Below are 18494 nucleotides of genomic sequence, written 5' to 3'. Positions count from 1 at the left end.
CGCCGACACTTTCGCGTCTCGCCATACGAATCTACATTCTGGAGATATCACCATGCGTTTGATCCTGTTGGGCGCGCCCGGCGCGGGAAAGGGCACCCAGGCAAACTTCATCAAGGAAAAGTTCGGCATCCCGCAAATCTCGACGGGCGACATGCTGCGCGCGGCCGTCAAGGCCGGCTCGCCGCTCGGCGTCGAGGCGAAGGCCTACATGGACGCCGGCAAGCTCGTGCCGGACGCGCTGATCATCGGCCTCGTGAAGGAGCGCCTGAAGGACGCCGACTGCGCGAACGGCTACCTGTTCGACGGCTTCCCGCGCACGATCGCGCAGGCTGACGCGATGAAGGACGCCGGCGTCGCGATCGACTACGTGCTCGAAATCGACGTTCCGTTCTCGGAAATCGTCGAGCGCATGAGCGGCCGCCGCACGCACCCGGCATCGGGCCGCACGTACCACGTGAAGTTCAACCCGCCGAAGGTCGAGGGCAAGGACGACGTGACGGGCGAACCGCTGATCCAGCGCGACGACGACAAGGAAGAAACCGTCAAGAAGCGTCTCGAAGTGTACGAAGCGCAGACCAAGCCGCTGATCACGTACTACGGCGACTGGGCGCAGCGCGGCGAGGAAAACGGCCTGAAGGCCCCGCAGTATCGCAAGATCTCGGGTCTCGGCACCGTCGATGAAATCCGCGAGCGCGCGTTTGACGCACTGAAGTAAGCACCGCGTCGCGCACCCGCAAGCCGCCCTTTCCGGGCGGTTTTTTTTCGTCTGCTTGATCCGCTTCGGCTGACCTGGATTCGCACGAGCGTGCCGGTCGCTCCTGCGCCCGGCGGCGCCCCGTACAATCGACCGGACGCAGGTGCCGACCGGCATCGGACCCAACCAAGGAGACAGTGATGGAGATTCGCGGCAACGTCTTTCTGATCACGGGCGGCGCATCGGGCCTCGGCGCCGGCACGGCGCGCATGCTCGCGCAGGCCGGCGGCAAGGTCGTGCTCGCCGACCTCAATGAAGCGGGCGGCACGGCGCTCGCGCACGAACTGGGCGGCATATTCGTGCGCTGCGACGTGTCGAGCGAGGCCGATGCGCAGGCGGCCGTCGACGCCGCGACGCGCACGGGCACGCTGCGCGGCCTCGTGAACTGCGCGGGCATCGCGCCTGCCGCGAAAACCGTCGGCAAGGACGGCGCGCATCCACTCGACGTGTTCGCGAAGACGATCAACGTGAACCTGGTCGGCACCTTCAACATGATCCGGCTCGCGGCCGCCGCGATGGCCGCGACCACGCCGAACGACGGCGGCGAGCGCGGCGTGATCGTCAGCACCGCGTCGGTCGCCGCCTACGACGGCCAGATCGGCCAGGCCGCGTACGCGGCGTCGAAGGCCGGCGTCGCGGGCATGACGCTGCCGATCGCGCGCGACCTCGCGCGCCAGGGCATCCGCGTGATGACGATCGCGCCGGGGCTGTTCGAGACGCCGATGCTGCTCGGCATGCCGAAGGACGTGCAGGACGCGCTCGGCGCGATGGTTCCGTTCCCGCCGCGGCTCGGCAAACCGGACGAATACGCGATGCTGGTGCGCCAGATCGTCGAGAACCCGATGCTCAACGGCGAAGTGATCCGCCTCGACGGCGCGATCCGGATGCAGCCGAAGTAAATGCAAACAACTGCAAACAAAAACGCCCGCAATGCGGGCGTTTTGTTGTTCAAGGCTCCCGACGCCGGGCCGCGCCAGCGACTCAGTCCTCGTCGTCGCGCTGCATCCGCTGCCGCAATTCCGTCACCTGCGATTCGACGACGGTTGCGTCGTCCGCATCGGGCCGCTCGCCGAGATACTGCTCGAGGTCCTCGAGCGCGGGGCGCAGGTAGTCGAGCCGTGCATACGCGAAGCCGCGGTCGCGCACCTCGTCGAGGTGCTCCGGCAGCAGGATCACGAGCCGCTGCTGCACCGCGAGCAGCCGCTGCCAGCGTTCCGTCTGCAGATAGATCGTCTTCAGGTTGCGCAGCATCCGCGCGATGATCTCGCGGCTCGTGGCCGGCTGCAGCAATGCGCGCAACGCGCTGTCGACCGCGCCCGCCGCCCGCGCGACGTAAGGTTCGAGCATTTCGACCATCTCGGCTTCGGACAGCGAATGGCCGTTGGTCGGATCGATGATCAGGTCGCCGTCCGGCAGCGTCACGCGCAGCAGGAAATGGCCGGGGAATGACACGCCGCGCGCCGGCACGCCGATCTGCTCGGCGAGCTCGAGGTACAGCACCGACAGCGAGATCGGAATCCCGCGCCGCCGCTTGAGCACCGCGTTCAGGTGGCTGTTATCGGGGTCGTAGTAATCGTTGTGATTGCACGCGAAGCCAAGTTCGCGAAAGAAGAATTCGTTGAGCGCCGCGACGCGCTCCTTCAGGCTCGCATCGTCGGCGAGCCGGCGGCGCAGCCGCGCGGCCAGCATGTCGAGTTCGGCCAGCGTGCCCTGCAGGTCGAGGTCGGGATAGGCGTCCTGTGCGAGCGACAGCGCGGTCTCCGTGACGGGCAGGCTGTCGTCGTCCGCCACGAGCGTGCTGAAGTAGTCGAGGACGCGGGTCATTGCGGTCGTCACTTGGCGCGCCTTCTGAAGTAAGCGTATTTGAAGCCCATTACCCACAACATACCGAAATATAGTGCAGCGAACAGCACGAGGCACGCGGCCATTAACGCAATGCGATCGAGCGGCTGCGCGCGCATGCCGGTCCAGTCGAAGCTGATCGCGCACCAATGCATCAGGCCCGCGAGCACGAGCGCCGCGCCGATGAGCTGCACGAAGAAGCGCGGCCAGCCCGGCGACGGCTGATAGATGCCGCGCTTGCGCAGCCCGAGGAACAGCAGCAGCGAGTTCAGGCACGCGCCGACGCCGATGCTCAGCGTGAGGCCCGCATGACCAATCAGCGGCACGAACACGTAGTTCGACAACTGCGTGACGATCAGCACGCCGACCGCGATCTTCACCGGCGTCTTGATGTCCTGCTTCGCATAGAAGCCCGGCGCGAGGATCTTGATCAGGATGATGCCGACGAGGCCGATCCCGTAGGTCGCGAGCGCGCGGGCGACCATCGTGACGGTATGCGCGTCGAACTTGCCGTAGTTGAACAGCGTCGCGGTGAGCGGCGTCGCGAAGAAGAACAGCGCGAGCGCGCTCGGCGCCGCGAGCAGGAACGTGACGCGCAGCCCCCAGTCGAGCAGCGACGAATACTCGTTCGCATCGGCGTCGACGTGCGCCTTCGACAGGCTCGGCAGCAGGATCGTGCCGAGCGCGACGCCGAGCAGCGCCGTCGGGAACTCCATCAGGCGGTCGGCGTAGTTGATCCACGACACCGCGCCCTGCCCGAGCCGCGACGCGATGTTGGTGTTGATGATCAGCGACAGCTGCGCGACCGACACCGCGAACGTCGCGGGCACCATCTTCGCGAGCACGCGCTTCACGCCCGGGTGGCGCAGCGCGCGCAGCGGGTTGATGCCGATCAGCGGCACCATGTCGATCTTCTTCAGCCCCGGCAGTTGCACGAGGAACTGCAGCACGCCGCCCACGATGACGGCCCACGCGAGCGCGTACACCGGCACCTTCAGATGCGGCGCGACGAACACGGCCGCCGCGATGAACGCGACGTTGAGCAGCACCGGCGCGAACGCGGGCAGCGAGAAGCTCTTGTAGGTGTTGAGCACGCCGGACGCGAGCGTGGTCAGCGAGATGAACACGATGTACGGGAACATGATCTGCGTCATCGTGACCGCGAGCGGGAAGGCCTGTCCGTCGGTACGCAGGCCGGACGCAACCGCGAACACGACCCACGACGCGCCGGCGATCCCGACGACCGACAGCACGGCGAGCGCCCACGCGAGGACGGTCGACATCGCGTCGACGAGCGCCTTGGTCGCATCGTGCCCCTGCTGGTTCTTGAACTCGGCCAGGATCGGCACGAACGCCTGCGAGAACGCGCCTTCGGCAGACAGGCGGCGCAGCAGGTTCGGAATACGGAAGGCGACGTAGAACGCGTCGGTGTATTGACTGGCGCCGAACGCACGGGCGATCAGCGTCTCGCGGGCCAGTCCGGTCACGCGCGACAGCAGCGTGAAGCCGCTGACCGTCAGCAGGGCTCGGAATAGATTCATGGGGCGCTTATTATACGGACGTTGCGTGTCCCGGCACGGACGGATGCCGAAAAGGACCTGCGTCGCCGGCGGCCCCGCCCGGCGGGCGTCACGTTGAACTTGCCACGCGCTTGATTTTGTTGCTATAATTGCCGGTTTCTGAGCCTGTTACATGCACGGCAGCTGTCGTTTTCATGTCTCGGCCTCGGTTAAACTCACCGTTTTTTATGCGCCCCTGGGCAATCGTTCTCAGGGGACGGATCGAAAAGCAGCGCTTGGCCGTCAGGCTCCAAGCTCTGGAAACAGGACAGGATAAGGAACCGTCATGGCTAACTCCGCACAAGCACGCAAGCGCGCCCGCCAAGCCGCGAAGGCAAATTCGCACAACTCGGCGCTGCGCTCGAAATTCCGTACCGCGATCAAGTCGGTTCGCAAGGCTGTTGAAGCCGGCGACCAGGCAAAGGCCGCCGAGCTGTTCAAGGCTGCCGTGAAGACGATCGACACGATCGCCGACAAGAAGATCGTTCACAAGAACAAGGCCGCTCGCAGCAAGAGCCGCCTCGCCGCGGCCGTCAAGGGCCTGCAGGCAGCAGCGTAAATTTGGTGCGCCCGCTTCGGCGGGCGTTCCTGTTTCCTGCGATCGCAAAAAAGCCCGCCTAGGCGGGCTTTTTTGCGTGTCGTCCGCGCATCGCGCCGGACGACCACCAGACGCGCGCGCGCCATGCGCGCCCGCCCGTCGATCTCACTTCTTCTCGTTGTAGTCCGGCAGCTCGCACGCCTCGGTGACGACGAGGTTGTTGTCCTTCGCGAAATTCAGCACGAAATCGAATGCCATCGGCTCGATGTCGCGCAGCCGGGAATCGAGGATCACGCATTTCAGGTCGCCGAGCATCGTCGGGCGCACGTACAGCGAATATTTCAGGCGCGCGTTCGGGCCGCTCGCGCCGGGCCCGAAGCAGGCCATCACGCCGGCCAGACGCTCCGACCAGTCGCTCGGGCGAAACTTTTTCCCGTCTTTCGTGATGCCCTGGATGAAGAATTCGGTCGGAGGGGTTTCAGCCATGTGGTTACCCAAGTGACGGCCCGGCGATGTCCAGGCGACGGCGCCTGGATACGCGAACACAAAGCTGGAGTGGACGACACACGCGCTTCGATATCCCGAAAACAGGCCGTCGATGCGTGCCGCCGGCGCGCCGCACCGGATGTGTGCAGCGCATGGCTTGTGTCCGGCAGAGCGCGAAAAGCCTTGCCTGCCGGGCTGGAGAAAACTTTTGGATTATACCGCAGCGCGCCATCGCGCGTCGTCTCGCCACCCCTCTCCCGGCGTGCTCCAGCGTGCGCGACGATGCCGCCCCGGTTTGTGGCGCGGCTCGTCAAAGCACAGAAAATCCTTTATGCTGCTTTGCAGTTATCCACACCCGACGGCTGCGGCGTCCGGCTCCGCAGCCGGCTCCTACCCGCCGTATTTCGTTTCATGACCGCCAAAACCATTCGTCACTACCTGCAGTTCAAGGATTTCTCGCTGGAAGACTACGAGTACGTGCTCGAACGCACGGGTATCCTGAAGCGCAAGTTCAAGAACTACGAGACCTATCACCCGCTGCACGACCGCACGCTCGCGATGATCTTCGAGAAGAGCTCGACGCGCACGCGGCTGTCGTTCGAAGCCGGCATCTTCCAGCTGGGCGGCCATGCGGTGTTCATGAGCACGCGCGACACGCAGCTCGGCCGCGGCGAGCCCGTCGAGGATTCCGCGCAGGTCATCTCGCGAATGGTCGACATCATCATGATCCGCACGTTCGAGCAGGACGTGATCACGCGCTTCGCGCAGAACTCCCGCGTGCCGGTGATCAACGGCCTGACCAACGATTACCACCCGTGCCAGGTGCTCGCCGACATCTTCACGTACTACGAGCACCGCGGCCCGATCGCCGGCAAGACGGTCGCGTGGGTGGGCGATGCGAACAACATGCTGTACACGTGGATCGAAGCCGCGCAGATCCTCGGCTTCAAGCTGCGCCTGTCGACGCCGCCGGGCTATGCGCTCGACATGAAGCTCGTGTCGCCGGACAGCGCGCCGTTCTACGAAGTGTTCGACGATCCGAACGAAGCATGCAAGGGCGCCGATCTCGTGACGACCGACGTGTGGACGAGCATGGGCTTCGAGGCCGAGAACGAAGCGCGCATGCAGGCGTTTGCCGACTGGTGCGTCGACGAGGAAATGATGGGCCACGCGAACGCGGACGCGCTCTTCATGCACTGCCTGCCCGCGCACCGCGGCGAGGAAGTGACGGCCGGCGTGATCGACGGCCCGCAGAGCGTCGTGTGGGACGAGGCGGAAAACCGCCTGCACGTGCAGAAGGCGCTGATGGAGTTCCTGCTGCTCGGCCGCCTGAAGCACTGAACGCAGCACTCGCGCGCCGCCAGAATCCGGCGGCATGCAAAGAAAAGCGCCGATCGATGATCGGCGCTTTTTCGTTTGCGCGGGCGAAAGCGCATGAAAGGTGCGGGTCGAACGCCCGCGTTACACGCACACCGGCTCGGGTTCCAGCTCGACGCCGAACTGCTTGTGCACGTCGTCCTGGATCGCGCGCGCCAGTGCGAGCACGTCGGCGCCCGTCGCACCGCCGCGATTGACCAGCACGAGCGCCTGACGGTCGTGCACGGCCGCCGCGCCGAGCGTGCGCCCCTTCCAGCCGCAGCGGTCGATCAGCCAGCCGGCCGCGAGTTTCACCTGCCCGCCCGGCTGCGGATACGACACGACGTCCGGCACGCGCGCGCGCAGCGCATCGAACCGTGCGGCGTCGATCACCGGATTCTTGAAGAAACTGCCCGCGTTGCCGAGCTCGAGCGGATCGGGCAGCTTCGCGCGGCGAATCGCGACGACCGCGTCGAACACGTCGCGCGGCGTCGCCGCGTCGGGCGCGATGCCGCGCGCGTCGAGCTCGCGCGTGACATCCGCGTAGCCGAGCCGCGGCGTCCAGCGCTTGGGCAGCCTGAACGTCACCGCGACGATCGCGAAGCGGCCGCGCCCTTCCCGCTTGAAGAAGCTGTCGCGATAGCCGAACGCGCAGCGCGCGGCATCGAAGCGCTCGCTGCGCCCCGTCGCGAGTTCGACGGCGACCAGCGAGTCGAAGTACGTCTTCATCTCGAGGCCGTACGCGCCGATGTTCTGGATCGGCGCGGCGCCGACGGTGCCCGGAATCAGCGCCAGATTCTCGAGGCCCGGCATGCCGTGCTCGAGCGTCCACGCGACGAATGCGTGCCAAGTCTCGCCGCCGCCGGCCTCGACGCACCACGCGTCGTCGTCCTCGCGCACGACGCGGCGCCCGGCGATCTCGTCGAGCAGCACGATGCCGTCGAAATCGCGCGTGAACACGACGTTGCTGCCGCCGCCGAGCACGAGTTGCGGCAGGTGCGCGACGCGCGGATCGCGATGCAGCGCCGCGAATTGCGCCGCATGCGTGACGCGGGCGGCAAAGCGCGCGGTCGCGCCGATGCCGAACGTGTTGTGCGCGGCGAGCGGATGGTCGGGGAGCAGCGACAGGGCGGAATCGTCAGGTGGCATCGGCATTCGCGGTCACGTCCGCCGGGCGGCATAAGGCCGGCCTTGGGCAAACGCAGGGGCATCGGTAAAATGGCAAACAGTCCGCAATTATAGCGAGTGCCCGCGCGCAAGCCGGGCGCCTGCATCTCAAGGGAGAATGCCATGCCATCGTTCGACGTCGTTTCCGAAGCGAACATGATCGAAGTGAAGAACGCCATCGAGCAGTCGAACAAGGAAATTTCGACGCGCTTCGACTTCAAGGGCTCCGACGCACGTGTCGAGCAGAAGGAGCGCGAGCTGACGCTGTTCGCCGACGACGATTTCAAGCTCGGCCAGGTCAAGGACGTGCTGATCAACAAGCTCGCGAAGCGCAACGTCGACGTGCGCTTCCTCGACTACGGCAAGGTCGAGAAGATCGGCGGCGACAAGGTCAAGCAGATCGTCACCGTGAAGAAGGGCGTGACGGGCGACCTCGCGAAGAAAATCGTCAGGCTCGTGAAAGACAGCAAGATCAAGGTGCAGGCGAGCATCCAGGGCGACGCGGTGCGCGTGACCGGCACGAAGCGCGACGATCTGCAGAGCGTGATCGCGATGCTGCGCAAGGACGTGACCGACACCCCGCTCGACTTCAACAACTTCCGCGACTGATCGACGCCGTCGACCGGTCACGCCGCGCCGCCGGGCCCCGATGCCCCGGCGGGCGGCGACAGCAGCAACCCCTTCCTCAGAGCTTCCCGCCGTCCTGCGCGCCGCCGTCGGCCGCCGCCTTCTTCTTGTCGCCGATCCGGCTTTCCTGCCCTGCCAGCAGCTTCGAGATGTTGCCGCGGTGACGCCACACGAGCAGCACGCTCATCGCGAGCACGGCCCACGCGACCGGGTTGTGGCTCGTGCCGAACAGGAACACGTCGAACAGCGGCGCGAACACGGCCGCCACCAGCGCCGCGAGCGACGAATAGCGGAAGAAGAACGCGACGATCAGCCAGGTCAGCGCGGTCGCGAGCCCGAGCACCGGGTGCACCGCGAGCAGCACGCCGGCCGCGGTGGCGACGCCCTTGCCGCCCTGGAAGCGGAAGAACACCGGATACAGGTGGCCAAGGAACACGGCGATCGCGACCCACGCCACGGCGACGTCGGGCAACCCGAAGTGCCGCGCGAGCCAGACGGCGAGCCAGCCCTTGAACGCGTCGCCGACGAGCGTCAGGATCGCGGCCTTCTTGTTGCCGCTGCGCAGCACGTTGGTCGCGCCGGGATTCTTCGACCCGTACGAACGGGGATCGGCCAGGCCCATCGCGGCGCTGACGACGACGGCGAACGACACCGAACCGATCAGGTAGGCAACAAGTGCGGCGAGCAGGATCTGCATGCGGAGAACTCTTCTTTCAACGTATCGGTGAAGGGGCGGCCGGGCGCGGCAGGCGCCGTCGCGGCGAACCGCTGGCAGGCCGTGGCGGCCGGCCGTGCGGGCCGACCGGCCGAAACGGCGCCCATTCTACCGAACGCGCACGGCCTGCCACGAAGGTGAAACCCTCAGTCGACGCTCGCGCACTGCACGGGCGTCGCGCCGAGCAGCGTCGTGAGCACCGCCGGCGCGAGGCTGACGAGATAACCGCGGCGGCCGCCGTTCAGGTAGATCGTCGGCAATTCGAGGATGGTCGACTCGACGTACACGGGCATCGGCTTGCGCGTGCCGAACGGCGACGTGCCGCCGACCAGGTAGCCGGAATGGCGGTTCGCGACGTCGGGCTTGCATGGCTCGACGCGCTTCACGCCGATCTGCCGCGCGAGGTTCTTGGTTGATACCGTGCGGTCGCCGTGCATCAGCACGATCAGCGGCTTTGCATGCTCGTCCTCCATCACGAGCGTCTTCACGACGCTGTGTTCGTCGACGCCGAGCTGGCGCGCCGACTCGCCGGTGCCACCGTGCTCGACGTAATCGTACGGATGCTCGCCGAATGCGACGCCGTGGCGGCGCAGCAGCTGGGTCGCGGGTGTCTCGGACACGTGTCTGGATTTGCTCATCGCGGCATTTTAATGGCGAACGACCGGCGGGGCGCGCGCCATCGCCCCCTTGGCCGGTTCGCGGCGGGTTGCCGCGCGCCGGCGGTATACTCGCGGCCCTTTGGTCCCCGACGGGCAGTCCCGGACGGGCGCGCCCCTCCATCATCATTGCGGACTTCGCGAAGTGCCATTGCCCGAATGGCCGATTGTGGCGCGCCCGCCGTCATGGCACGATCGTTCGCAAAACTTGCCGCGCCATCGCCCGGCCCTTCTTCTGGAGACGCCATGTCCTCGCCTGCCCGCTCATCCGCGCCGCCCGACGTCGCGGCACTGCTCGCTGCGTTGCCGGCCCGCATCGCCGACGTGCCTGCCCGCTGGGCCGCGCATGCGCCCGCGCATCCGGCGCTGATCGAGGACGCGCGCCGCCTGTCGTACGGTGAGCTGTCGCACGCCGTCGAGGCGGCTGCCGCGCGGCTCGCGCGCCTGGGCGTGCGCGGCGGCGATCGCGTGATGATCGTCGCGGAAAACAGCGTCGCGCAGATCGTGCTGCTGTTCGCGGTCGCCCGCGTCGACGCATGGGCGCTCGTGTCGAACGCGCGGCTGTCGGCCAGCGAGCTCGATGCGATCGCCGCGCACGCGCGCCCGAAGCTGATCGCGTTCGCCACGGAAGCGTCGCCCGACGCGCGCGCACACGCGACGCGCCACGACGCGACGCCTGCCGACGCGCTGCCGGTCGACATCGGCGCGTGGTCGCACCGCGTCGACCCGAGCGCGCCCAGCGAACCGGTGGCGGCCGACGGCGCCGCCCAATGCGCGGCGCTGATCTATACGACCGGCACGACGGGCACGCCGAAAGGCGTGATGCTGTCGCATCGCAACCTGCTGTTCATCGCCGCGATGTCGAGCACGCTGCGCCGCGTGTCGCCCGACGACGTCGTCTATACGGTGCTGCCCGTATCGCACGTGTACGGGCTCGCGTCGGTCTGCCTCGGCAGCCTGTACGCGGGCGCGACGCTGCGGCTCGCGCCGCGCTTCTCGCCGGAGGCCGTGCGCGTCGCGCTCGCCGACGAAGGCGTGACGATCTTCCAGGGCGTGCCCGCGATGCACGCGAAGCTGCTCGAGCATCTGCACACGCACGCGCACGCGTGGCGCGCGCCGCGGCTGCGCTTCGCGTATTCGGGTGGCTCGCCGCTCGACGCCGACCTGAAGGCGCGCGTCGAGCGCGTGTACGGCGTGCCGCTGCACAACGGCTACGGGATGACCGAGAGCAGCCCGACGATCACGCAGACGCCGCTCGACGCACCGCGTACCGACTGCTCGGTCGGCGTGCCGATCCCGGGCGTGGAGATGCGGATCGTCGCACCGGACGGCACCGACGTGCCGCAGGGCGAAGTGGGCGAAATCCGCGTGCGCGGGCCGAACGTGATGCTCGGCTACTACCGCGACGCGGATGCGACGCGCGCGGCCGTGTCGCCCGACGGCTGGCTCGGCACCGGCGATCTCGCGCGCCAGGAAGCGGACGGCTCGGTGACGATCGCGGGCCGCAGCAAGGAATTGATCATCCGCTCGGGCTTCAACGTGTATCCGGTCGAGGTCGAACAGGTGCTGAACGCGCACCCGGACGTCGTGCAGGCGGCCGTCGTGGGCCGCGCGGTCGAGGGCAACGAGGAAGTGCTCGCGTTCGTCGAGCTGGTGCCCGGCGCGAGCGCGACCGAGGCCGCGCTCAACGCGTGGTGCGCGCAACGGCTCGCGCCTTACAAGCGCCCTGCGCGGATTCGCGTGCTCGATGCGCTGCCGGCCGCGTCGACGGGCAAGGTGCTGAAGCACAAGCTGCGCGAACTCGCGTGACGCTTGACGCGCGGCGCCGGCCGCATGCCGCGCACCGGCCGGCGCACGCACCGCGCTAGCCGCGCGGATGGTGCGTCGCGTGCAGCGTCTTGAGCCGCTCGCGCGCGACGTGCGTGTAGATCTGCGTGGTCGAGATATCGCTGTGGCCGAGCAGCAGCTGCACGACGCGCAGGTCGGCGCCGTGGTTCAGCAGGTGCGTCGCGAACGCGTGCCGCAGCGTATGCGGCGACAGGTGCGCGCGCACATCGGCCTGCTGCGCGTGGCGCTTGATGATGTTCCAGAACTGCTGGCGCGTCATCCCGTCGCCGCGCGCGGTCACGAACAGCGCGTCGGCCGCGCGTGCGCCGAGCAGCGCCGGCCGCGCGTCGCGCAGGTAGCGCTCGATCCAGCCGTGCGCGACTTCGCCGAACGGCACGAGCCGTTCCTTCGAGCCCTTGCCCATCACGCGCACGACGCCCTCGTTGAGCCCGACCTCGACGGTCTTCAGCGTGACGAGCTCGCTCACGCGCAGCCCGCTCGCGTACATCAGCTCGAGCATCGTGCGATCGCGCAGGCCGAGCGGCGTGCCGATGTCGGGTGCACCGAGCAGCGCCTCGACCTGTGCCTCGGACAGCGTCGACGGAAACCGCACGGCCTGCTTCGCCGACGTGATCCGCAGCGTCGGGTCCGCGCTCGCGTGGCGCTCGCGCACGGCCCAGCCGTAATAGCGACGGAACACCGACAAGCGCCGGTTCGACGACGTCGCCTTGCCGTCGCTGCGCGCGGCGATGTAGCCGATCAACATCGCTTCGTCGGCCGAGTCGAGCGGCACGTCGTGGGTCGCGGCCAGCCATTGCGAAAACAGCACCAGATCGCGCCGGTACGCATCGAGCGTATTGCGCGCGAGCCCGTGTTCGAGCCACAGCGCATCGCAGAACACGTCGATCGACGCGCGGCTCGCGAGCAGCGCGGGCGATGCGGCGGCCGCGTCGCTAGGGGTATCGGTGTCGGACGCGGAGTCGGGGGAAAGCAACGGTTCACTCATCGGTACGGCACGCCCTCGTGCGCCAGCAGCCAGCGCTTTACTTTCTGGTAATAGCCATTGTCGTCGTGGTTCGCGAAGCCGCCGAGGCCGCCCGCCGCGACCACGCGATGGCACGGAATCACGAGCGGAAAATAGTTCGCGCCGCACGCCTGGCCGACCGCGCGCGGCGCGCTGCCGATCCGCTTCGCGACCTGGCCGTAGGTCAGCACCGTGCCCGGCGCGATGTCGCTGATCACGTTCCATACGCGATGCTGGAATGCGCTGCCGACGTCGGCGAGCGGCAGGTCGAAGCGCGCCGATGCGCGCTCGAAATAGCGTTCGATCTGTTCGACCGCGCGCCGCGCGAGCGGCGAGTCCGGCTCGACCGACTTGACCGACTCGGGCAGATAGACGATCTCGCGCACCACCGCGGCGTCGGTGCGGATGCCGACCTTGCCGAACGGTGCGTCGATGACTGCGTTGAACATGAGCTTCTCCTCACCGGTGAAACGCGCGCCGCCGCCGCGCGCCGACGCTACTTTACGCCGCGTTCATGCGGCACGCAGCGCCCATTCGACATGCTCGCGCACGATCGGCGACGGATCGTCGGCGCGCGCGCGCAACGCGGCGATGATCGCGTCGCGCGCTTCGGGCGCGAGCCGGTCGGCCGGCGCGCGCAATGCGTTGCCGAGCCCGACCGCGAGATTGCGCAGCCAGCTTTCATGGCCGATGCGCCGGATCGCGCTGCCCTGCATCCGCGTATCGAACGTGTCGGCATCCCAGCCGAACAGCTCGACGAGCGTCGCGCGGTCGAGCCCGTGCCGCACGTCGAAATCGGCGACGGGCGCGGCCTGCGCGAACTTGTTCCACGGACACACGAGCTGGCAGTCGTCGCAGCCGTACACGCGGTTGCCGATCATCGGCCTCAGCGGCTCCGGAATGCTGCCTTTCAGTTCGATCGTCAGATACGAGATGCAGCGGCGCGCGTCGACGCGATACGGCTCGACGATCGCGCCGGTCGGACATGCATCGATGCAGCGCGTGCAGCTGCCGCAGTGCGCGCCGGGCGTCTCGGGCGCGACGTCGGGCGCCGTTTGCGCGTCGATCGGCAGCGGAATGTCGACGTAGATTTCGCCGAGGAAGAACAGCGAACCCGCGTCGCGCTGCAGCAACAGCGTGTGCTTGCCGCGCCAGCCGACCCCGGCCTTCTGCGCGAGCTCGACCTCGAGCACCGGCGCCGAATCGGTGAACACGCGGTAGCCGAACGCGCCGATCTCGCGCTCGATGCGCTCCGCGAGCGTCTGCAGCCGGTTGCGCAGCACCTTGTGATAGTCGCGCCCGCGTGCGTAGATCGACACGACGGCCGCCTGCGGATCGTCCAGGCGCGCGCGCTCGCGGGCGCGCCAGTCGTGCGGCACGAGTGCGCCGGAGGATGCATCGGGCGCATCGGGCGCGAGCGTCTGGGCCGGCAGATAGGCGAGCCGCGCGGAGATCACGCGTCGCGTACCGGCCACAAGTTCGGCCGGCCGCGCGCGTTTCGTCCCGTGTTTCGCCATATAATCCATTTCGCCGTGGTACCCGGCTTCCAGCCAGGCGGCGAGGCCTGCTTCGGCATCCGAGAGATCGGTATCGCTGATGCCTATCGCCCCGAAACCCAATTCGCGCCCCCACGCCTTGATGCGAGTGGCGAGCGCAGTCAACGTCGCATCATCGAGCGCGCACGGCGCCGCGCCTTCGGTACGAGTCGAAGGCTTGTCGGATGCGGCGAGTTCCGGTAATCGGTTCATCGCACTATTTTACGAGAATGCCAGCCACGTCCCATACGCCTCATGCAGACACGCTGCCCGCCCCGCTCGCGGAGCGCGTGATCGCACTCGCCGACGAAGCGGCGACTGAGGCCTTCGGCACCCGCTTCGCGCACGCGCTCGACGCGGCGCGCGGCGAACTCGCCCGCGCGCACGCGTTCGACGGGCTGCAGATCCAGCTGATCGGCGACCTCGGCGCGGGCAAGACAACCCTCGTGCGCGCGATCCTGCGCGGCCTCGGCCACCCGGGACGCGTGCGCAGCCCGACCTATACGCTCGTCGAACCGTATGCATTCGCACGCGACGATGGGGAACTTGAGGTCTATCACTTCGATCTGTATCGATTCAACGATCCGGCCGAATGGTCCGACGCGGGCTTTCGCGAATATTTCAATTCCAGCGCGATCTGCCTCGTCGAATGGCCGCAACAGGCAGGCACCCTGCTCGGCGTGCCCGATCTGGTTTTCTCGCTCGACGTGGACGGCGACGGTCGCGCCCTCACCGTCAGGGCGTTCAGCGCTTCAGGAAAGGCATGTCTCGAAAGATGTTGATCAAACCGTTCCGCTCGATCGAATCGGCGGCCACCGCGACGCACAACTGGCGCCGCCGCCAGATCCTGCGCGCGGGCGCGTCGACGCTGGTGCTCGGGCTCGCCGCACCGCGGCTCGCGCACGCGTCGTCGGTGCTCGGCGTGCGCGTGTGGCCCGCGCGCGATTACACGCGCGTCACGATCGAATCGGACCAGCCGCTGCAGAATAGCCAACAGCTGTTGCAGGGCCCCGACCGGCTCGTCGTCGACCTGAGCGGGCTCGATCTCGATCAGGCCCTGCGCGACCTCGTATCGAAGATCGCGCCGAACGATCCGCAGATCCAGTCGGTGCGCGTCGGCCAGTACCAGCCGCACGTCGTGCGGATGGTGTTCGACCTGAAAGGCTCGGTGAAGCCGCAGGTGTTCACGCTGCCGCCGGTCGGCACCTACAAGTACCGGCTCGTGTTCGACCTGTATCCAGCCGTCGCGCCCGATCCGCTGTCCGACCTGATCGCGCAGACGGAACGCAAGGAACAGGCGCTCAACGACACCGCGCGCGCGCAGCAGATGCAGCCGCCGACCTCGCTCGCGGGCCCGGCCGCGCCGTCGGCGCCCGCCGCGGGCGACAACACCGACGCGTTCTTCCAGCGCTTCGCGCAGAACACGCCGGCCACGCCGCGCACGCCGCCGGCCGCCGCGACGCCTTCCACGCCCGCGAAGCCGGCCGTCAAGCCGCCGCCCGTCATCGCGCGCCGCGACGACAGCGACGACGACGGCGACACCTACAAGTTCACCGCGCCGAAATCCGGCAAGGGCGGCACCATGCGCCTGCTGACGGTCGCGATCGATCCCGGCCACGGCGGCGAGGATCCGGGCGCGATCGGCGGCGGCGGCACGTACGAGAAGCACATCGCGCTCGACATCGCGAAGAAGCTGCGCGCGAAGATCGACGGCGCGCCGAACATGCGCGCGATGATGACGCGCGACGCCGACTTCTTCGTGCCGCTGAACGTGCGCGTGCAGAAGGCGCGCCGCGTCGGCGCCGACCTGTTCGTGTCGATCCACGCGGATGCGTTCACGACGCCGTCCGCGCGCGGCTCGTCGGTGTTCGCGCTGTCCGATCACGGCGCGACGAGCGCCGCGGCACGCTGGATGGCGAACAAGGAAAACTCGTCGGACCTGATCGGCGGCATCAACATCAAGACGCAGGACGCGGCCGTGAGCCGCGCGCTGTTCGACATGTCGACGACCGCGCAGATCCGCGATTCGCTGCGCTACGGCGGCTACGTGCTGAAGGAAGTCGGCGGCATCAACAAGCTGCACAAGGGTTCGGTCGAGCAGGCCGGATTCGCGGTGCTGAAGGCGCCCGACATTCCGTCGATCCTCGTCGAGACCGCGTTCATCAGCAACCCGGAGGAAGAGAGCCGGCTGAACGACGAAAGCTATCGCGACCAGATGGCCGACGCGATCTTCCGCGGCATCAAGCGTTACTTCGCCGCGAACCCACCGCTCGCGAAGAACCGGATGGCCTGACGCACGGCCGCCTCGTCTTCCCCACCGCCGGCACGCGCTGCGTGCCGGCCCGTCACGACGCCGCGAAGCGGCGCACCAGCTTCCCGCCGAATACGTTCACCGCGAGCCCGCCCATCACGAGCGCGGCGCCCGCCAGCTGCGCGCGCGTCAGGTGTTCGTCGAGCAGCAGCGCCGACGACGCGAGCCCGACGATCGGCACCAGCAGCGAGAACTGCGCGACCTGCGCGGCCGGATAGCGCGACATCAGGCGGCTCCACAAGCCGTAGCCGAGCAGCGTCGCGACGAACGCGAGATAGACGACCGCGAAGATCGACGCGCCGTCCAGCCCGGCCAGCGCGGCCCCGATCCGCCGCGGCCCCTCGAACCACAGCGACAGCAGGAAGAACGGCACGGGCGGCACGAGGCTCGCCCACACGACGAGCGACACGAGGTTCGCCCGGCCGACCTTCTTCGTGACGATATTGCCGATTGCCCACATCGCGGCCGAGCAGATGGTCAGCAGGAAGCCGGCGAGCGTCATCGCGCGGCCGCCCTGCGCGGCGATCACGGCGAGCCCGGCCGCGGCGATCGCGAGCCCGATCAGGTTCTCCATGCGCAGCCGCTCGCCGAGGAACAGCATCGCGAACACGAGCGTGAAGAACGCCTGCGACTGCAGCACGAGCGACGCGAGACCGGCCGGCATGCCGACGTACATGCCGGTGAACAGGAACACGAACTGGCCGAGCTGGATCGTCGCGCCGTACAGGATCAGCATGCGCCACGGAATCTGCGGCCGGCGGACGAAGAACACCGCGGGCACGGCCGCGAGCGTGAAGCGCAGCGCGCCGAGCAGCATCGGCGGCATGCCGTGCAACCCGACCTTGATCACGACGAAGTTCACGCCCCACGCCAGGATCACGACCAGCGCGAGCAGCAAGTCCTTCGGGGCCATCATCGGCGTCTCCTCGTTTTGAATGGTGGTTCCGAAGCGGCTCAGTCTACCGGGTTTCGCCGCCCGGCCCGATACCCGCGCCGCGCGCAGGGAATCGGCCGCCGGCGTGGCCGCGCATCGCCTGGCAAGCCGCATCGCGCGTGCCCACTGCCGCCGGCACCGGCGGCCGGCGCAGCGCCACGCCCGGTGCGCGCGTCGGGGCCACGCCGCCAGTACAATGACCGGCATCCCCGCCGTTCGCCACGAGGCCTGTCATGACCGAACCGATCAAAGCCTTGCTGAAGCCGCACATTCGCGACATCGGCAACCTGCAGGTGCGCCGCACGCTGCCCGCACTCGCCGCACGCCTCGTCGGCCCGTTCATCTTCTTCGATCACATGGGGCCGGCGGCGCTGCCGGCCGGCACCGGGCTCGACGTGCGCCCGCACCCCCATATCGGGCTCGCCACCGTCACCTACCTGTTCGACGGCGCGATCCTGCACCGCGACAGCCTCGGCTCGCGGCAGGAGATCGTGCCGGGCGACGTGAACTGGATGACGGCCGGCCGCGGCATCGTCCACTCGGAGCGCACGCCCGATGCGCAGCGCGCGAGCGGCCATACGGTGCACGGGATCCAGACCTGGGTCGCGCTGCCCCTCGCCCACGAAACCACCGAGCCGTCGTTCGAGCACCATGCGGCCGACACGCTGCCCACTCACCACGAAAACGGCGTGACGCTGACGGTGATCGCCGGCGACGCGTTCGGCCTGCGCTCGCCCGTCACGACGTTCTCGCGCACGCTGTACGTCGCCGCCGAATTCGCGGCCGGCAGCCGCCTCGAACTCGACGCGTCGCACGAGGAGCGCGCGGTCTACGTGGTCGACGGCGACCTGACGATCGACGGCACGCCGGTGCCGGCCGAGCAGATGGCCGTGCTCACGCCGGGCGCGACCGTCACGCTCGCGAGCGGCAACGGCGCGCGCGCGATGTTGCTGGGCGGCGACAAGATCGACGGCGAGCGCTTCATCGAATGGAATTTCGTCGCCAGCAGCCGCGACGCGATCGAGCGCGCGAAAGCAGCGTGGACGAACCAGGAAATGGGCAAGGTGCCCGGCGAAACCGAGTGGATTCCGCTGCCCGCAGCGAAGCCGCGTTGAAAAAGGCACGCGCCGCCCCCATCCTGACGACATTCGACTGGAAGAGAA

At 68.1% G+C, this 18494-nt stretch carries 19 protein-coding genes; 9 read left to right on the top strand and 10 right to left on the bottom strand.

Annotated elements, in window-relative coordinates; genetic code table 11:
• Positions 1–52: 52 nt before the first annotated feature.
• A complete protein-coding gene (adk, locus tag ABIC50_RS20980) occupies positions 53–715 on the top strand; it encodes an adenylate kinase (RefSeq protein ID WP_354166635.1) in 663 nt (220 codons plus the stop codon).
• Positions 716–894: 179 nt separating this feature from the next.
• Positions 895–1653, top strand: a complete 759-nt coding sequence (locus tag ABIC50_RS20975; protein ID WP_354166632.1) for an SDR family NAD(P)-dependent oxidoreductase — start codon at positions 895–897, stop codon at positions 1651–1653.
• An 82-nt stretch (positions 1654–1735) separates the two neighbouring features.
• Here the strand turns inward: ABIC50_RS20975 and ABIC50_RS20970 are convergent, their stop codons facing one another.
• Together ABIC50_RS20970 and murJ are read right to left on the bottom strand one after the other, a co-directional pair.
• On the bottom strand, positions 1736–2578 hold the full coding sequence (locus ABIC50_RS20970; protein ID WP_105832521.1) for a SirB1 family protein: 843 nt from the start codon (positions 2576–2578) through the stop codon (positions 1736–1738).
• An 8-nt stretch (positions 2579–2586) separates the two neighbouring features.
• The gene (gene murJ / locus ABIC50_RS20965; RefSeq protein ID WP_471686049.1) at positions 2587–4182 is read right to left on the bottom strand and encodes a murein biosynthesis integral membrane protein MurJ; all 1596 of its coding nucleotides are present in this window, start codon (positions 4180–4182) and stop codon (positions 2587–2589) included.
• 259 nt (positions 4183–4441) lie between these two features.
• On the opposite strand from murJ, the gene rpsT reads away from it, so the two are divergent.
• Complete coding sequence (gene rpsT / locus ABIC50_RS20960; RefSeq protein WP_006482211.1) at positions 4442–4714, top strand: 30S ribosomal protein S20; 273 nt, start codon at positions 4442–4444, stop codon at positions 4712–4714.
• A 144-nt stretch (positions 4715–4858) separates the two neighbouring features.
• Here the strand turns inward: rpsT and ABIC50_RS20955 are convergent, their stop codons facing one another.
• Positions 4859–5179, bottom strand: coding sequence for a DUF3579 domain-containing protein (locus ABIC50_RS20955; protein WP_006762342.1), 321 nt, complete (start codon positions 5177–5179; stop codon positions 4859–4861).
• 411 nt (positions 5180–5590) lie between these two features.
• Here ABIC50_RS20955 and argF point away from each other — a divergent pair, with 411 nt between their 5' ends.
• Positions 5591–6520 (top strand): ornithine carbamoyltransferase, encoded by a 930-nt coding sequence (gene argF, locus ABIC50_RS20950; RefSeq protein WP_041491254.1) that lies wholly within the window; start codon positions 5591–5593, stop codon positions 6518–6520.
• A 120-nt stretch (positions 6521–6640) separates the two neighbouring features.
• Here argF and murB read toward each other — a convergent pair whose 3' ends face one another.
• Positions 6641–7690, bottom strand: coding sequence for a UDP-N-acetylmuramate dehydrogenase (gene murB, locus ABIC50_RS20945; protein ID WP_354166630.1), 1050 nt, complete (start codon positions 7688–7690; stop codon positions 6641–6643).
• A gap of 135 nt (positions 7691–7825) precedes the next feature.
• On the opposite strand from murB, the gene ABIC50_RS20940 reads away from it, so the two are divergent.
• Positions 7826–8311: a YajQ family cyclic di-GMP-binding protein gene (locus tag ABIC50_RS20940; protein ID WP_012364548.1), complete on the top strand. Its 486-nt coding sequence runs from the start codon at positions 7826–7828 to the stop codon at positions 8309–8311.
• Positions 8312–8387: 76 nt separating this feature from the next.
• Here ABIC50_RS20940 and plsY read toward each other — a convergent pair whose 3' ends face one another.
• Positions 8388–9026 (bottom strand): glycerol-3-phosphate 1-O-acyltransferase PlsY, encoded by a 639-nt coding sequence (gene plsY / locus ABIC50_RS20935; protein ID WP_175723344.1) that lies wholly within the window; start codon positions 9024–9026, stop codon positions 8388–8390.
• 164 nt (positions 9027–9190) lie between these two features.
• Positions 9191–9682 (bottom strand): aminoacyl-tRNA deacylase, encoded by a 492-nt coding sequence (locus ABIC50_RS20930; RefSeq protein ID WP_342612858.1) that lies wholly within the window; start codon positions 9680–9682, stop codon positions 9191–9193.
• 264 nt (positions 9683–9946) lie between these two features.
• Here ABIC50_RS20930 and ABIC50_RS20925 point away from each other — a divergent pair, with 264 nt between their 5' ends.
• Positions 9947–11509, top strand: coding sequence for a class I adenylate-forming enzyme family protein (locus ABIC50_RS20925; RefSeq protein ID WP_354166628.1), 1563 nt, complete (start codon positions 9947–9949; stop codon positions 11507–11509).
• 55 nt (positions 11510–11564) lie between these two features.
• Here the strand turns inward: ABIC50_RS20925 and xerD are convergent, their stop codons facing one another.
• The 3 genes from xerD to queG form a co-directional block, all read right to left on the bottom strand.
• A complete protein-coding gene (gene xerD, locus ABIC50_RS20920; RefSeq protein ID WP_354166625.1) occupies positions 11565–12533 on the bottom strand; it encodes a site-specific tyrosine recombinase XerD in 969 nt (322 codons plus the stop codon).
• Entirely contained in the window at positions 12530–13000 is a 471-nt protein-coding gene (locus tag ABIC50_RS20915) for a methylated-DNA--[protein]-cysteine S-methyltransferase (RefSeq protein ID WP_126228390.1), read from the bottom strand. The genes xerD and ABIC50_RS20915 overlap by 4 nt, the downstream gene beginning before the upstream one ends.
• A 63-nt stretch (positions 13001–13063) precedes the next feature.
• Positions 13064–14299 (bottom strand): tRNA epoxyqueuosine(34) reductase QueG, encoded by a 1236-nt coding sequence (queG, locus tag ABIC50_RS20910; RefSeq protein ID WP_354166623.1) that lies wholly within the window; start codon positions 14297–14299, stop codon positions 13064–13066.
• Between the two features lie 17 nt (positions 14300–14316).
• Here queG and tsaE point away from each other — a divergent pair, with 17 nt between their 5' ends.
• Positions 14317–14868, top strand: a complete 552-nt coding sequence (tsaE, locus tag ABIC50_RS20905) for a tRNA (adenosine(37)-N6)-threonylcarbamoyltransferase complex ATPase subunit type 1 TsaE (RefSeq protein WP_041491256.1) — start codon at positions 14317–14319, stop codon at positions 14866–14868.
• Positions 14850–16379 (top strand): N-acetylmuramoyl-L-alanine amidase, encoded by a 1530-nt coding sequence (locus tag ABIC50_RS20900; protein ID WP_041491257.1) that lies wholly within the window; start codon positions 14850–14852, stop codon positions 16377–16379. Before tsaE ends, ABIC50_RS20900 begins: the two co-directional genes overlap by 19 nt.
• A gap of 52 nt (positions 16380–16431) precedes the next feature.
• Here the strand turns inward: ABIC50_RS20900 and ABIC50_RS20895 are convergent, their stop codons facing one another.
• Complete coding sequence (locus ABIC50_RS20895; RefSeq protein WP_354166873.1) at positions 16432–17310, bottom strand: EamA family transporter; 879 nt, start codon at positions 17308–17310, stop codon at positions 16432–16434.
• Positions 17311–17564: 254 nt separating this feature from the next.
• On the opposite strand from ABIC50_RS20895, the gene ABIC50_RS20890 reads away from it, so the two are divergent.
• The gene (locus ABIC50_RS20890) at positions 17565–18446 is read left to right on the top strand and encodes a pirin family protein (RefSeq protein WP_354166621.1); all 882 of its coding nucleotides are present in this window, start codon (positions 17565–17567) and stop codon (positions 18444–18446) included.
• Positions 18447–18494 lie beyond the last annotated feature (48 nt).

It is taken from the genome of Burkholderia sp. 567 (genome assembly GCF_040545115.1).
GTDB classification, from domain to species: Bacteria; Pseudomonadota; Gammaproteobacteria; order Burkholderiales; family Burkholderiaceae; genus Burkholderia; species Burkholderia ambifaria.
The sequence above is the reverse complement of the archived record's forward strand: the minus strand, read 5'-3'. Positions and strand labels throughout refer to the sequence as shown.

Bases quoted from the DNA above. Each gene is read 5' to 3' on its own strand.
- adk (WP_354166635.1), top strand. From the start codon at position 53: ATGCGTTTGATCCTGTTGGGCGCGCCCGGCGCGGGAAAGGGCACCCAG.
- ABIC50_RS20975 (WP_354166632.1), top strand. From the start codon at position 895: ATGGAGATTCGCGGCAACGTCTTTCTGATCACGGGCGGCGCATCGGGC.
- ABIC50_RS20970 (WP_105832521.1), bottom strand. From the start codon at position 2,578: ATGACCCGCGTCCTCGACTACTTCAGCACGCTCGTGGCGGACGACGAC.
- rpsT (WP_006482211.1), top strand. From the start codon at position 4,442: ATGGCTAACTCCGCACAAGCACGCAAGCGCGCCCGCCAAGCCGCGAAG.
- ABIC50_RS20955 (WP_006762342.1), bottom strand. From the start codon at position 5,179: ATGGCTGAAACCCCTCCGACCGAATTCTTCATCCAGGGCATCACGAAA.
- argF (WP_041491254.1), top strand. From the start codon at position 5,591: ATGACCGCCAAAACCATTCGTCACTACCTGCAGTTCAAGGATTTCTCG.
- murB (WP_354166630.1), bottom strand. From the start codon at position 7,690: ATGCCGATGCCACCTGACGATTCCGCCCTGTCGCTGCTCCCCGACCAT.
- ABIC50_RS20940 (WP_012364548.1), top strand. From the start codon at position 7,826: ATGCCATCGTTCGACGTCGTTTCCGAAGCGAACATGATCGAAGTGAAG.
- plsY (WP_175723344.1), bottom strand. From the start codon at position 9,026: ATGCAGATCCTGCTCGCCGCACTTGTTGCCTACCTGATCGGTTCGGTG.
- ABIC50_RS20930 (WP_342612858.1), bottom strand. From the start codon at position 9,682: ATGAGCAAATCCAGACACGTGTCCGAGACACCCGCGACCCAGCTGCTG.
- ABIC50_RS20925 (WP_354166628.1), top strand. From the start codon at position 9,947: ATGTCCTCGCCTGCCCGCTCATCCGCGCCGCCCGACGTCGCGGCACTG.
- xerD (WP_354166625.1), bottom strand. From the start codon at position 12,533: ATGAGTGAACCGTTGCTTTCCCCCGACTCCGCGTCCGACACCGATACC.
- ABIC50_RS20915 (WP_126228390.1), bottom strand. From the start codon at position 13,000: ATGTTCAACGCAGTCATCGACGCACCGTTCGGCAAGGTCGGCATCCGC.
- queG (WP_354166623.1), bottom strand. From the start codon at position 14,299: ATGAACCGATTACCGGAACTCGCCGCATCCGACAAGCCTTCGACTCGT.
- tsaE (WP_041491256.1), top strand. From the start codon at position 14,317: ATGCCAGCCACGTCCCATACGCCTCATGCAGACACGCTGCCCGCCCCG.
- ABIC50_RS20900 (WP_041491257.1), top strand. From the start codon at position 14,850: ATGTCTCGAAAGATGTTGATCAAACCGTTCCGCTCGATCGAATCGGCG.
- ABIC50_RS20895 (WP_354166873.1), bottom strand. From the start codon at position 17,310: ATGGCCCCGAAGGACTTGCTGCTCGCGCTGGTCGTGATCCTGGCGTGG.
- ABIC50_RS20890 (WP_354166621.1), top strand. From the start codon at position 17,565: ATGACCGAACCGATCAAAGCCTTGCTGAAGCCGCACATTCGCGACATC.